The organism is Pseudomonas sp. FP1154 (assembly GCF_030687245.1).
In the GTDB taxonomy this organism is placed as follows: domain Bacteria; phylum Pseudomonadota; class Gammaproteobacteria; order Pseudomonadales; family Pseudomonadaceae; genus Aquipseudomonas; species Aquipseudomonas rhizophila.
The window spans coordinates 1,580,852-1,593,605 of sequence record NZ_CP117465.1 but is presented as its reverse complement, the minus strand read 5'-3'; the positions used below and the strand labels follow the sequence as shown (position 1 = coordinate 1,593,605).

The window sequence follows — 12,754 nt, the reverse complement described above, 5'->3', positions numbered from 1 at the left end:
TGTGGGAGCGAGCCTGCTCGCGATAGCGGTGTGTCAGTCGACATTAATGCTGGCTGATCCACCGCTATCGCGAGCAGGCTCGCTCCCACAGAGGTTTTGCGCTGACTTCGGGGTTATTCGCTGTCCAGATCTTTACGCCGATAGGGAAACACGTCGATCACCTTGCCCGCCCGAATCGCCTCTTGCAGGCCCTTCCAGTAATCGGCGTTGTACAACTCGCCGTGCAGTTGATCGAACAGTTTGCGTTGCCCCGCGTCGGCGAACAGGAAAGGGGGGAACTCTTCGGGAAAAACGTCCAGCGGCCCGATGGAATACCACGGCTCGGAGGCCATTTCGTCTTCCGGGGTCCGCGGCTGGGGAATGTGACGGAAGTTGGCTTCGGTGAGAAAGCAGATTTCGTCGTAGTCGTAGAACACCACGCGGCCGTGGCGGGTCACGCCGAAGTTCTTGAGCAGCATGTCGCCAGGGAAGATGTTGGCCGCCGCCAGTTGTTTGATCGCCAGGCCGTAGTCTTCCAGCGCCTCGCGCACCTGGTCCTGGTTGGCGTTTTCCAGGTAGAGGTTCAGTGGCGTCATGCGCCGTTCGGTCCAGCAGTGACGAATCAATACCGTGTCGCCTTCCACCGACACCGTGGACGGCGCCACGTCCAGCAGTTCCTCCAGGCACGCCGGTTCGAACTTGCTCAGGGGAAAGCGGAAATCGGCGAATTCCTGGGTATCGGCCATGCGCCCGACCCGGTCGACGCTTTTCACCAGCCGGTACTTTTCGATCACGGTCGCGCGGTCGACGTTCTTCGACGGCGAGAAACGATCCTTGATGATCTTGAATACGGTGTTGAAGCCCGGCAGGGTGAATACGCTCATGACCATGCCACGTACACCAGGGGCCATGATGAACTGGTCGTCGGTATTCGCCAGATGGTTGATCAGCGCCCGGTAGAACTCGGATTTGCCGTGTTTGTAGAAACCGATGGAGGTGTACAGCTCGGCGATGTGCTTGCCCGGCAGGATGCGCTTGAGAAAGCCGATGAATTCCGCCGGGACCGGCACGTCCACCATGAAGTAAGAACGGGTGAACGAGAAAATGATCGACACCTGCGCCTCGTCGGTAATCAGCGCATCGATCTGGATGCCCCGGCCTTCGCGGTGCAGCAGCGGGATCACCAACGGCCATTGGTCGTCCTGCGTATAGATCCGGCCCACCAGGTAGGCGCCCTTGTTGCGATAGAGCACCGACGAAAACAATTCCACCGTCAGTTGCGGGTCCTTGCAGACCCAGTCGGGCAGGTTCTCCCGCAATTGGGCTTCAAGGCGCTGCAAATCGCCCGGCAAGTCGGCGTAATCCTCGCTGAAACGGTAATCGGCGAAAATCGCCGCCAGCATCCGGTCCAACTGGCCCTCAGGTTTGTAGGTACGAGTCTGGGCGGCTCGGGCGCGGCGCAGGCTGGGCCGGGTGGTATGGATGAACATGGTGCCGTCGCTGATCAGGTCATGGCTGAACAGCCCGCAGAAGATCGAGTTGTACCAGGTCTCGGACAGCTCATCGTCGAAACGCAGGTCGATCAGGCTGATGTAGGCGCTTTTGACCAGCGGCCAGCAACTGACGTCCATCAGGGCCTCGGCTGCGAAAGCCTTGCGCAAGCGGGCGACGGTTTCGAAGACCTTTTCTTCATACAAGTTGATCCGCGCCGCAGACGCCTCTTGCGCCTCCTGCCAACGGGCCTGCTCGAACCGGGCGCGGGCGCCATCGGTGATCTGCCGGAAATGCTCACGGTAATCGTCAAAGCCTTCGAGGATCGAACGGGCGATATCGGCGGCGGGCCATGGCTGCGGCATAGGGTAAACCTCGGCGGGTCATGCTTGTTATTGGCGACTGAGCTTAGAGGCCAATCGCGCGGCAACGCAACCATTGCCATCGGTCTTGAGCGAGGCGACACTTGCGACCCGATCAAGGAAGGAATGCGCTGTGAACCCCGTTGATATCCTGCGTTTGCTGTCATTGGCCGCCATCTGGGGAGCCAGTTTCCTGTTCATGCGCATTATCGCCCCTGTCATTGGCACAATCCCCACTGCATTTTTTCGCGTGTCCATCGCTTTTGTCGGCTTGCTGGTGATCCTGGCGTTGATGCGTATCGACTGGAATTTTCGCGGCAAGCTGAAAATCGTGATGGTGCTGGGCCTGATCAACTCGGGCATTCCGGCGACGTTTTATTCGCTGGCGGCCCAGGTGCTGCCGGCCGGTTACTCGGCAATCTTCAACGCCACCACACCCTTGATGGGGGTGTTGATCGGCGCGCTGTTCTTCAGCGAAAAACTCACCATGACCAAGGTCAGCGGTGTGTTCCTGGGATTGTTCGGCGTCGGCATCCTGACCGGCGCGGGGCCGGTGGCCTTCGACCTGCAATTGCTGATGGGCGCCCTCTCCTGCCTGCTCGCCACCACCTGCTACGGTTTCGCCGGGTTCCTTGCCCGCCGCTGGCTTGATCATCAAGGCGGGCTGGACAGCCGTCTCGCGGCCCTGGGCAGCATGTTCGGCGCCACGGTGTTGCTGTTGCCATTGTTTGGCTACAGCGTCATCAGTCACCCTCCGGCCAGTTGGGGTGGCTGGAGCGTCTGGTTGTCGCTGCTGGGGTTGGGCCTGGTGTGTACAGCGCTGGCGTACATTCTTTATTTCCGCCTGCTCAGTTCCATTGGCCCGGTCAAATCCATGACCGTGACCTTCCTGATCCCGCCGTTTGGCGTGTTATGGGGGGCGTTGCTGCTGGATGAGCCGTTGGGGATGGCGCACCTGTATGGCGGGGTGCTGATTGCGGCGGCGCTGTGGCTGGTATTGAAACCAGCGGCGAGCGCGACCAAGGAGCCGCTCCCAGGCCAGCGCAACTGAACATCCCCCACCCTTGTGGCGAGGGGATTTATCCCCGCTGGGTTGCGAAGCGACCCCATAACTGACACCTCGAGGTGACTGAGCTGTTCTGGGGACTGCTGCGCAGTCCAACGGGGATAAATCCCCTCGCCACAATAACCTTCGCTCACCAGTCGCTGGGGGGCACGATTACTGCTGAGTCTCCTGCTCAGTGAACAGATCACTGAACAACATGCTCGACAGGTAGCGCTCACCCGAATCCGGCAGGATCACGACAATGGTCTTGCCTTGCATTTCCGGCTTTTCCGCCAGGCGCACGGCTACAGCCATCGCCGCGCCACAGGAAATGCCGCACAGGATTCCCTCCTCCTGCATCAGGCGCAGGGCCATGGTCTTGGACTCCTCATCCGTAACCCGCTCGACCTGATCGACGATCGACAGATCGAGGTTTTTCGGCACGAACCCGGCACCGATCCCCTGGATCTTGTGGGGGCTGGGCTTGATCTCGTCCCCCGCCATCGCCTGGGTGATCACCGGCGAAACCACAGGCTCCACCGCCACCGACAGAATCGGTTTGCCGCAGGTGTTCTTGATGTATCGCGAAACCCCGGTAATGGTCCCGCCGGTGCCGACGCCCGCCACCAGCACATCCACAGCGCCGTCGGTGTCGTTCCAGATCTCCGGGCCGGTGGTTTTTTCATGAATGGCCGGGTTGGCCGGGTTATCGAACTGCTGCGGCATGAAGTATTTGGCGGGGTCGCTGGCGAGGATTTCGGCCGCTTTCTCGATGGCACCCTTCATGCCCTTGGCCGGATCGGTGAGCACCAGCTCCGCGCCCAAGGCCTTGAGTACCTTGCGCCGCTCGATGCTCATGGAGGCCGGCATGGTCAACATCAGCTTATAGCCGCGGGCGGCGGCTACGAACGCCAGACCGATCCCGGTGTTGCCGGAAGTCGGCTCGACGATGGTCATGCCGGACTTGAGCTTGCCCGAGCTTTCGGCGTCCCAGATCATGCTGGCGCCGATCCGGCACTTGACCGAGTAACCTGGGTTGCGCCCTTCGATCTTGGCCAGGATGGTCACGCCACGCGGGGCAATGCGATTGATCTGCACCAGTGGCGTATTGCCGATGGAATGGGCGTTGTCAGCGAATATGCGGCTCATGACTGGGTCCTTAATGCAGCGGGGATTTAGCGCTTAAAGGTATGCCTGTTGCCCATGGGCGTCCAGTTGCACCGAACGTTCCAGTTGTTACAACAGTCAATGTTTTAACAACGCGGGAGACTGACTGAAATGAAGCGTCGATACAGCTGGCCACTGTGGACTTTCGCCGCCATCGTTGCGGTGCTGGTGGCCCTGCATTTCACCTTGCCGTTCCTGGTGCGCGACTACCTGAACGACAAACTGGCCGACATGGGTGACTACCGCGGCCAAGTGACCGATGTGGACCTGGCGCTCTGGCGCGGGGCCTACCGGATCAACGGCCTGGAGATCGTCAAGGTCGACGGCAAGGTTCCTGTGCCATTTGTCGAGGCGCCACTGATCGACCTGTCGGTCAGCTGGCATTCGCTGTGGTACGACCATGCGGTGGTGGCCGAGGCGGAGTTCGTCCGTCCCGAAGTGAATTTCGTCGACGGCGGAGCCGACCGGCAGAACTCCCAGACCGGTCGGGGCACCAACTGGCGCGAGCAACTGAGCAAGCTGCTGCCCATTACCTTCAACGAAGTGCGGATCCGGGATGGCAAGGTGACATTTCGCAACTTCAACTCCAAGCCGCCCGTTAACCTGCGGGCTACCGACGTCAATGCCAGCTTCTATAACCTGACCAACGTGGTCGACACCGAAGGCAAGCGCGACGCTCGTTTCGAGGGCAAGGCCCTGGTGGCCGAACATGCGCCGCTGGAGGTGCAGGCGACCTTCGACCCGTTGAGCGACTTCGAGGATTTCGACTTCCGCTTGCGCGCCAGGGACATCGAACTCAAGCGCCTCAACGATTTCGCCGCGGCCTATGGCAAATTCGATTTCAATGCCGGCCATGGCGATCTGGTGGTGGAGGCAGAAGCCGAGAACGCCCAGCTCAGCGGCTACATCAAACCGCTATTGCGCGACGTTGACGTGTTCGACTGGCAGCAGGATGTGGAAAACGAAAAAAAGAACATCTTCCGTTCGGTCTGGGAGGCCTTGGTGGGCGCGGGAGAAACGGCCCTGAAAAACCAGCGCAAGAACCAGTTTGCCACCCGGGTGGAGCTCAGCGGCAATGTCCATCAGCAGGACATCAGCGCCTTCGAAGCCTTCCTCCAGATCCTGCGCAACGGTTTCGTCCAGGCCTTCAATGCCCGGTATGAGCAGCCGCCGCCGTCGGCCGACTGAGTCAACATGTGACGCTCCATTCAGAGACTGAATACAGCGTCTGCGTTCACAGTCGGCGGGGCACCGCGTTATAGTCGGGCACGACATTTATTTCGCGCGCCCCGCCTCGTCAGGCCGGCGTCACGTTCGAGGAAATTACAGATGAAGTTCGAAGGCACCAGCGCCTACGTGGCCACCGATGACCTGAAGCTGGCCGTCAACGCCGCCATCACCCTGGAGCGTCCCTTGCTGGTCAAGGGCGAACCGGGCACCGGCAAGACCATGCTGGCCGAACAACTGGCTGAATCCTTCGGCGCGCGCCTGATCACCTGGCACATCAAGTCCACCACCAAGGCCCATCAAGGCCTCTACGAGTACGATGCGGTCAGCCGCCTGCGGGACTCGCAGTTGGGCGTGGACAAGGTGCACGACGTGCGCAACTACCTGAAGAAGGGCAAGCTCTGGGAAGCGTTCGAGTCCGAAGAGCGGGTGATTCTGCTGATCGACGAGATCGACAAGGCCGACATTGAATTCCCCAACGACCTGCTGCAAGAACTCGACAAGATGGAGTTCTACGTCTACGAGACCGATGAAACCATCAAGGCCAAACAGCGGCCGATCATCATCATTACCTCCAACAACGAAAAGGAACTGCCGGACGCCTTCCTGCGCCGCTGCTTCTTCCACTACATCGCCTTCCCCGACCGCGTCACCCTGCAGAAAATCGTCGACGTGCATTACCCGGATATCAAGAAAGACCTGGTCAGCGAAGCGCTGGACGTGTTCTTCGACGTGCGCAAGGTGCCGGGCCTGAAGAAAAAACCTTCCACCTCCGAACTGGTGGACTGGCTCAAGCTGCTGATGGCCGACAACATCGGCGAAGCGGTGCTGCGCGAGCGCGACCCAACCAAGGCCATTCCGCCTCTGGCCGGTGCCCTGGTCAAGAACGAACAGGACGTGCAACTGCTCGAGCGCCTGGCGTTCATGAGCCGCCGTGGCACCCGCTGAACCCTCTTCGTTTCAACAAGAGCGAGGGCGATTGCCATGCTGCTTAACCTGTTCAATGAAATGCGCGCCGCCAAGGTGCCGGTGTCGGTGCGTGAACTGCTGGACCTGATCAGCGCCCTGAAACAGCGGGTGATCTTCGCCGACATGGACGAGTTCTATTACCTGTCCCGGGCGATCCTGGTGAAGGATGAACGGCATTTCGATAAGTTCGACCGGGCGTTCGCCGCCTACTTCAATGGCCTGGAGAAACTCGATGATCATCTCCAGGCGCTGATTCCCGAAGACTGGCTGCGCAAGGAGTTCGAGCGCTCGCTGACCGACGAAGAGCGGGCGCAGATCCAGTCCCTGGGCGGCCTGGACAAGCTGATCGAGGAGTTCAAGAAACGCCTGGAAGAACAGAAGGAACGCCATGCCGGCGGCAACAAATGGATCGGCACCGGCGGCACCAGCCCGTTCGGCTCCGGCGGTTTCAACCCCGAAGGCATCCGCGTCGGTGACGCCGGCAAGCGCCAGGGCAAAGCCGTAAAGGTCTGGGACCAGCGCGAGTACAAGAATCTGGACGACCAGGTGGAACTGGGCACCCGTAATATCAAGGTCGCCCTGCGCCGCCTGCGCAAGTTTGCCCGCCAGGGGGCCGCCGAAGAACTGGACATCGATGGCACTATCGACCACACCGCCCGGGACGCCGGCCTTCTGAATATCCAGATGCGCCCGGAGCGACGCAACACCGTCAAGTTGCTGTTGTTGTTCGACATCGGCGGCTCGATGGATGCCCACGTAAAAATCTGCGAAGAACTGTTCTCGGCCTGCAAGACCGAGTTCAAGCACCTGGAGTATTTCTACTTCCACAACTTCGTCTATGAATCAGTGTGGAAAAACAACCTGCGCCGCACTTCCGAACGCACCTCGACCCAAGACTTGCTGCACAAGTATGGCGCCGATTACAAAGTGATCTTCATCGGCGACGCCGCCATGGCCCCGTATGAAATCACCCAGGCCGGCGGCAGCGTCGAGCACTGGAACGAAGAACCGGGGTATGTCTGGATGCAGCGCTTCATGGAGAAGTACAAGAAACTCATCTGGATCAATCCATACCCGAAGGACACCTGGGGCTACACCGCGTCGACCAACATCGTGCGCGAACTGGTGGAGGACCGCATGTTCCCGCTGACCTTGCGAGGGCTGGAAGAAGGGATGCGGTTTCTTTCCAAGTAAGATTTTTTCTGCCCTTTAGGGCCTCATCGCGAGCAGGCTCGCTCCCGCAGGGTCTCGAGTCCAATGTGGGAGCGAGCCTGCTCGCGATGCTTTCAGCCTCCGAGCGATGTTACAGCCCGCGCAAATCGCGCTCTTCAATCGGTCGGCTCTGGCGCAGACGCCTGCCGCCCAGCACCACCCAGTCGATCAGGCGGAACAGGCACTCCAGGCCAAACGACAGCAACATGGCGCCACTGAGGCCCCAGATCATCGCTTCGGGGGTCAGGAGAATCTGGTAGCTGTAGCCGTTCCAGGTTTCCTTGCGAATTTCCGGGTCAGCGGCCAGTGCCACTTGCAGCAAACGGATGTACCACGGCCCCTGCATCGCCTGGAATTGCTTGTCCAACGCCTGCTGACGGACGAGCAAGGTGTTCAGGCTGTCAGCATCACTGCGAAAGATCGGGTCTTCGCTGGCACGGTAGTGAGCCACCAGCGCTTGCATGTCGCCCTTGAAAAACTGGTTGGCGGTGCCCTGGAAGCCTTTCAGTCCTGTCTGCGCTTCGATCAGGTGCGCCTCGACCCGCTTGGCGTAATCGCTGATGAAACCGGGCACCTGCACCCCCACCAACAGGCCTACCGCGAACAACACCAGCCGTAGATAACTGAGCAACATAATCGTGAAGTCCTTATTCGGTCTGGCCATGGCTGACGCATTCGCCGCGCCGCCACAGGCTCCATTGGCCCGGTTCGTAGCGGGTCCAGGTTTCGTTTTCAGTCAAGGGTTCGGTGGCAATTACCGTGACCACGTCATTGGGCGTGGTTTCGGCGTGGAAATCCACGATCACGTCCACATCCTTGAGCCGCGCCGGGCCGAACGGCGCGCGACGGGTGATCTGGACCAGTTTGGTCGAGCAAAAGCAGAACAGCCAGTCACCATCGCTGAGCATGCAATTGAACACGCCCTTGCTGCGGTATTCGGTGCAGGCCTGGATCAACGACGGCAACAGTTGCTCCACCTCCACCGGTTCCGGGAACGCCTGGCGCACGCGATTGAGCAAATCGCAGAACGCCGCCTCGCTGTCGGTATCGCCCACCGGACGATAGAAGCTTGCGCCCGGCTGGAAATCGGCGAGTTGGCCATTGTGAGCGAAGCACCAGTTGCGGCCCCACAACTCACGTACGAACGGGTGGGTGTTGGACAGGCAGACCTTGCCGACATTGGCCTGGCGAATGTGCCCGATCACCACTTCGCTCTTGATGGGATAGCGCTGCACCAGGTTCGCCACTTCCGACTCGCTGCTGGCGGCCGGGTCCTGGAACAGGCGCAGGCCACGACCTTCATAGAAGGCAATGCCCCAGCCGTCCCGGTGCGGTCCGGTCTTGCCGCCACGCTGCATCAGCCCGGTGAAGCTGAACACGATATCGGTCGGCACGTTGGCGCTCATGCCCAGTAACTCACACATGCTCGGACCCTCGCTTCAATGGGACAAGCCTGGCTACAGCCGCGGTTCGATGCGCGAACGCTGAGGGTTGCTCGGTACTGGCGGGCGACCGTAACGGTCATCACCCGCCACACCGAACGGCTGCTCATCCTGTAGTTCATCGGCCGCGGCGGCGGCTTTGGCGGCATCGGCTTTTTCCTTGCGAGCGCTGGCTGCACGCTCGATGGGGAAGCGGATCAGCACGAAGATCAAATAAAGACCAAAGACGATCATGCCGTACATGAACAGATCGGACACCGCACGCCAGGCGTTGTTGCCGACCTTGAACAGCACGTCCAGGGCAACGATGGCCAGGGCCGGAGCAACCTGTTCCTTCACGGGGTCGACGATAGTGGGGCTGAACAGCAACACCGCCATCAACAGGCGCAGGGGCTCGCGCAACCAGCGCCAGATCCAGCGGGTCATGCGCATCCATACCAGCAGGCAGCCCAGGGCGGCGAAGGCATAGAGGCCCCAGGCGATCAGATAGTCGTTCTCGGTCATGGTGTCCATGGCAAGGCAGGCAAATAGGCGCTTATAGTAACGGCTTTTCGCTCGTCAGGCTGCCCCGGCGTCTGTCGAGTGGTCTGTGCCGCAGTATCTGTCGGTTAATTTCTGCCGCCGCAGGTGGCTGACCGAACTAACCACACCGGCCATCAGTCCCTATTTCGTACAACGTTCGAGAGCCTTTCATGCCCCTATCTGCCCACGTTTGCAACGCCCCGATTGCCCGCAGGGACCCCGGTGTTGATCCCTACGCCTGGCTGCAGGAGCGCGACACCGACGCCGTGCTCGACTACCTCAAGGCTGAAAACAGCTATCAGGACGCGCAACTGGCTGACCAGGCCGAACTGCGCGAAACCCTGTTCCAGGAAATCAAGGGCCGGATCCTGGAGACGGATCTGTCCCTGCCTTCGCCTTGGGGTCCGTACCTGTATTACACCCGCACCACGGCCGGGGACGAATACCCACGTCACTACCGCTGCCCGCGTCCGGTGGACGACAGCCTGACGGTGGATGAAAGCCGCGAGCAATTGTTGCTGGACCCTAACGTGCTGGCTGGCGGCGGTTTCTTTTCCCTGGGTGCCTTCAGCATCAGCCCCGACCACCAGCGTCTGGCTTACAGCCTGGACACCACTGGCGACGAGATTTACACCCTGTTCGTCAAAGAGCTGGCCAATGACAAAGTCAGTGAACTGTCCTTTGAGGATTGCGACGGCAGCATGACCTGGGCCAATGACAGCCTGACGCTGTTCTTTGGTGAGCTGGATGACACCCATCGCCCGCACAAACTTTGGCGCTATCGCCTGGACGGAACGGCGGCCGAAGAAGTGTTTCATGAGCCGGACGGACGTTTTTTCCTGCATTGCTACCGTTCGAGTTCGGAAAAACAGTTGATCCTGTCCCTGGGCAGCAAAACCACCAGTGAAGTCTGGGTCCTGGACGCCACACAGCCAAACCAGCCTTTCACCTGCCTGGCGCCACGGGTGGAAAACCATGAATACGACGTCGACCATGGTTTGCTCGACGGTCAGTGGAGCTGGTTGATCCGCAGTAACCGCGACGGGATCAACTTCGCGCTGTACCAGGCTGCCGACACGGGCCTGGCGCCGACCGAGGCCGACTGGCAGAACCTGATTCCCCACAGCGACACGGTGATGATCGACGGCCTGAGCCTGAACGCCGGCGCCATGACCCTGAGCCTGCGTGAAGGCGGCCTGCCCATCATCGAAGTTCACCCACAGGGTTTGCCGGCGTATCGGGTGCAACTGCCGGACGCGGCCTACAGCCTGCATGTGCAGAACAGCCTGGAGTTCGTCAGCCCCCGCATTCGCTTGCGCTACGAGGCGCTGAACCGTCCGGCACAGATTCGCCAGCTGGACCTGGCCAGCGGCGAACAGGTCGTACTCAAGCAAACCCCGGTCCTGGGTCCATTCGATGCCGATGACTACGTGAGCCAGCGGCTGTGGGCGACGGCACCAGACGGCACGCAGGTGCCCATCAGCCTGGTGGTCAAGCGCCAGGCCCTCGGCCAGCCGGTGCCGCTGTACCTGTATGGCTACGGCGCCTATGGCGAGAGCCTCGATCCGTGGTTTTCCCATGGGCGGCTGAGCCTGCTCGATCGCGGCGTGGCGTTTGCCATTGCCCATGTGCGTGGTGGCGGTGAGCTGGGGGAAGCCTGGTATCGCGCCGGCAAGCAGGAGCACAAACACAACACCTTCAGCGACTTCATCGCCTGCGCCGAGCATTTGATCGCCAATGGCGTCACCCGCGCCGATCAACTGGCGATCAGCGGCGGCAGTGCCGGTGGCTTGTTGATCGGTGCGGTGCTCAATCAACGCCCGGATCTGTTCAAGGTCGCGATTGCCGAAGTGCCGTTCGTCGATGTGCTTAACACCATGCTCGACCCGGACTTGCCGCTGACCGTCACCGAATACGACGAGTGGGGCAATCCCGAGGAGCCCGCCGTCTATGATCGGATCAGGGCCTATGCCCCGTACGAAAACGTCAGCGCCCAGGCGTATCCGGCGCTGCTGGTGATCGCCGGTTACAACGACAGCCGCGTGCAGTATTGGGAAGCAGCCAAATGGGTGGCGAAATTGCGCGCCACCAAGACCGATGACAACCCCTTGCTGCTCAAGACCGAACTGGGCGCCGGCCACGGCGGAATGAGCGGGCGCTACCAGGGGTTACGTGACGTAGCCCTCGAATATGCATTTGTTTTGAAGGTTTTGGGGTTGGTCTGAGGAACTCCGTCGGATGGCCGGGTCTTAGCTCCATGCGCAGGGCTCTGATACCACCACCCAATGTGGGAGCAAGCCTTGCTCCCACAAAGGAATCGCCTTACATCCAAACCCTTGCAACCGCCCCAGACACAAGAAAAAGACCGTGACGACATGTCAGAACCGACCTTACTGAACAACGAAATCCGCGACTGGCTGATGGACTGCGGCCTGTTCGACCAGTTGCAGCCTGTCGACTTCGCCGCGGCGTCGGGCTACTTCAGCATCAGCGCCATTGCCCAAGGGGAAGCGATTTTCCGCGAGGGCGATGCCGGCAGCTTCATGTGCATCATCCATTCAGGGCAAGTGGCCGTGCAGAAAACCGGCCCCGACGGTCAACCCGTCACCATCGCCACGCTGCGCAGCGGCCGGGCATTCGGGGAAATGGCGGTGCTGGACGGAGAACGGCGCTCGGCCAGTTGCATCGCCGCCAGTGATTGCCAATTGCTGAACCTGGGCAAGGATTCCCTGGAAAAAATGCTCAACGATGCACCGAAGATCGCCGCCAAGATCATCCGCGCCCTCGCCGTTTCCCTGTCCAAACGCCTGCGCATGGCCGATGGGCAGTTGTTGTCGCAGCAGGTTTAGCTCTCCTCTGTCAGTTGAAATGCAGAACCTGTGGGAGCGAGCCTGCTCGCGATAGCGTCGGATCAGCCAACATCAATGTTGACTGGTTTATCGCTATCGCGAGCAGGCTCGCTCCCACAAGTTTTTTGCCATTCAGTGATCTCATTAACAAGCATTGGGCCTACCCCCCCGGCGACTTGGCCTTCGGTGGTTTTGGCTCCATCCCTGGTATCGGCTGGTCCTTGGGCGGCTTGGGCATTTCGATTGGCGGCAGCAACGGCGGTCCGCTTCCGGGGCTGGGCGTGGGTACGCCGCTGGGCGTGACCGGCGGGTATGGCATCGGTGTGGGGGTGCCGGGCGAACCGGGAATGCTCGGTGGGCTCACCGGAATCGTGGGCTGCTGGGCCTGCACCCAACTTATCGAGAGCGCTGCCAGGGCAATGGCCGTTAGAATGGTGCGCTTCATCAATGGCTCCGTGGCGATTGTCTGTCTTCAGGCTAGTCCTTACC

12 protein-coding genes are annotated in these 12,754 nt (G+C 60.6%); 6 read left to right on the top strand and 6 right to left on the bottom strand.

From position 1 onward, the window contains the following. Nucleotides 1-113: 113 nt before the first annotated feature. Complete coding sequence (gene aceK / locus PSH91_RS07320; RefSeq protein WP_047227927.1) at nt 114-1,835, bottom strand: bifunctional isocitrate dehydrogenase kinase/phosphatase; 1,722 nt, start codon at nt 1,833-1,835, stop codon at nt 114-116. 130 nt (nt 1,836-1,965) lie between these two features. Between aceK and PSH91_RS07315 the strand changes: the two genes are divergently transcribed. Next, nucleotides 1,966-2,883 carry a DMT family transporter gene (locus PSH91_RS07315; protein ID WP_047227928.1) on the top strand — a complete coding sequence of 306 codons (918 nt, stop codon included), beginning with the start codon at nt 1,966-1,968 and terminating at the stop codon, nt 2,881-2,883. A gap of 168 nt (nt 2,884-3,051) precedes the next feature. On the opposite strand, the gene cysK is transcribed toward PSH91_RS07315, so the two are convergent. Then, nucleotides 3,052-4,026 carry a cysteine synthase A gene (gene cysK, locus PSH91_RS07310; protein WP_107322095.1) on the bottom strand — a complete coding sequence of 325 codons (975 nt, stop codon included), beginning with the start codon at nt 4,024-4,026 and terminating at the stop codon, nt 3,052-3,054. Between the two features lie 129 nt (nt 4,027-4,155). Between cysK and PSH91_RS07305 the strand changes: the two genes are divergently transcribed. From PSH91_RS07305 to PSH91_RS07295, 3 genes are all read left to right on the top strand, one after another. Continuing rightward, the gene (locus tag PSH91_RS07305) at nt 4,156-5,232 is read left to right on the top strand and encodes a DUF748 domain-containing protein (RefSeq protein ID WP_047227930.1); all 1,077 of its coding nucleotides are present in this window, start codon (nt 4,156-4,158) and stop codon (nt 5,230-5,232) included. A gap of 141 nt (nt 5,233-5,373) precedes the next feature. Next, entirely contained in the window at nt 5,374-6,219 is an 846-nt protein-coding gene (locus tag PSH91_RS07300) for a MoxR family ATPase (protein ID WP_003184225.1), read from the top strand. Nucleotides 6,220-6,255: 36 nt separating this feature from the next. After that, complete coding sequence (locus tag PSH91_RS07295) at nt 6,256-7,434, top strand: VWA domain-containing protein (RefSeq protein WP_305467722.1); 1,179 nt, start codon at nt 6,256-6,258, stop codon at nt 7,432-7,434. 109 nt (nt 7,435-7,543) lie between these two features. Here the strand turns inward: PSH91_RS07295 and PSH91_RS07290 are convergent, their stop codons facing one another. Genes PSH91_RS07290 through PSH91_RS07280 form a run of 3 tightly spaced genes read right to left on the bottom strand, consistent with a single transcriptional unit; the run spans nt 7,544 to nt 9,407 of the window. Beyond that, complete coding sequence (locus PSH91_RS07290; protein WP_047227932.1) at nt 7,544-8,086, bottom strand: DUF2937 family protein; 543 nt, start codon at nt 8,084-8,086, stop codon at nt 7,544-7,546. A 13-nt stretch (nt 8,087-8,099) separates the two neighbouring features. Then, nucleotides 8,100-8,876, bottom strand: a complete 777-nt coding sequence (locus tag PSH91_RS07285; RefSeq protein WP_047227933.1) for a class II glutamine amidotransferase — start codon at nt 8,874-8,876, stop codon at nt 8,100-8,102. 33 nt (nt 8,877-8,909) lie between these two features. Next, a complete protein-coding gene (locus PSH91_RS07280) occupies nt 8,910-9,407 on the bottom strand; it encodes an MFS transporter (RefSeq protein ID WP_305467721.1) in 498 nt (165 codons plus the stop codon). A 179-nt stretch (nt 9,408-9,586) separates the two neighbouring features. On the opposite strand from PSH91_RS07280, the gene PSH91_RS07275 reads away from it, so the two are divergent. Together PSH91_RS07275 and PSH91_RS07270 are read left to right on the top strand one after the other, a co-directional pair. Continuing rightward, the gene (locus PSH91_RS07275; protein WP_305467719.1) at nt 9,587-11,641 is read left to right on the top strand and encodes a S9 family peptidase; all 2,055 of its coding nucleotides are present in this window, start codon (nt 9,587-9,589) and stop codon (nt 11,639-11,641) included. A gap of 150 nt (nt 11,642-11,791) precedes the next feature. Continuing rightward, nucleotides 11,792-12,265 carry a cyclic nucleotide-binding domain-containing protein gene (locus tag PSH91_RS07270; RefSeq protein WP_047228036.1) on the top strand — a complete coding sequence of 158 codons (474 nt, stop codon included), beginning with the start codon at nt 11,792-11,794 and terminating at the stop codon, nt 12,263-12,265. A 160-nt stretch (nt 12,266-12,425) separates the two neighbouring features. On the opposite strand, the gene PSH91_RS07265 is transcribed toward PSH91_RS07270, so the two are convergent. Further along, complete coding sequence (locus PSH91_RS07265) at nt 12,426-12,710, bottom strand: hypothetical protein (protein WP_076385928.1); 285 nt, start codon at nt 12,708-12,710, stop codon at nt 12,426-12,428. Between the last annotated feature and the right edge of the window lie 44 nt (nt 12,711-12,754).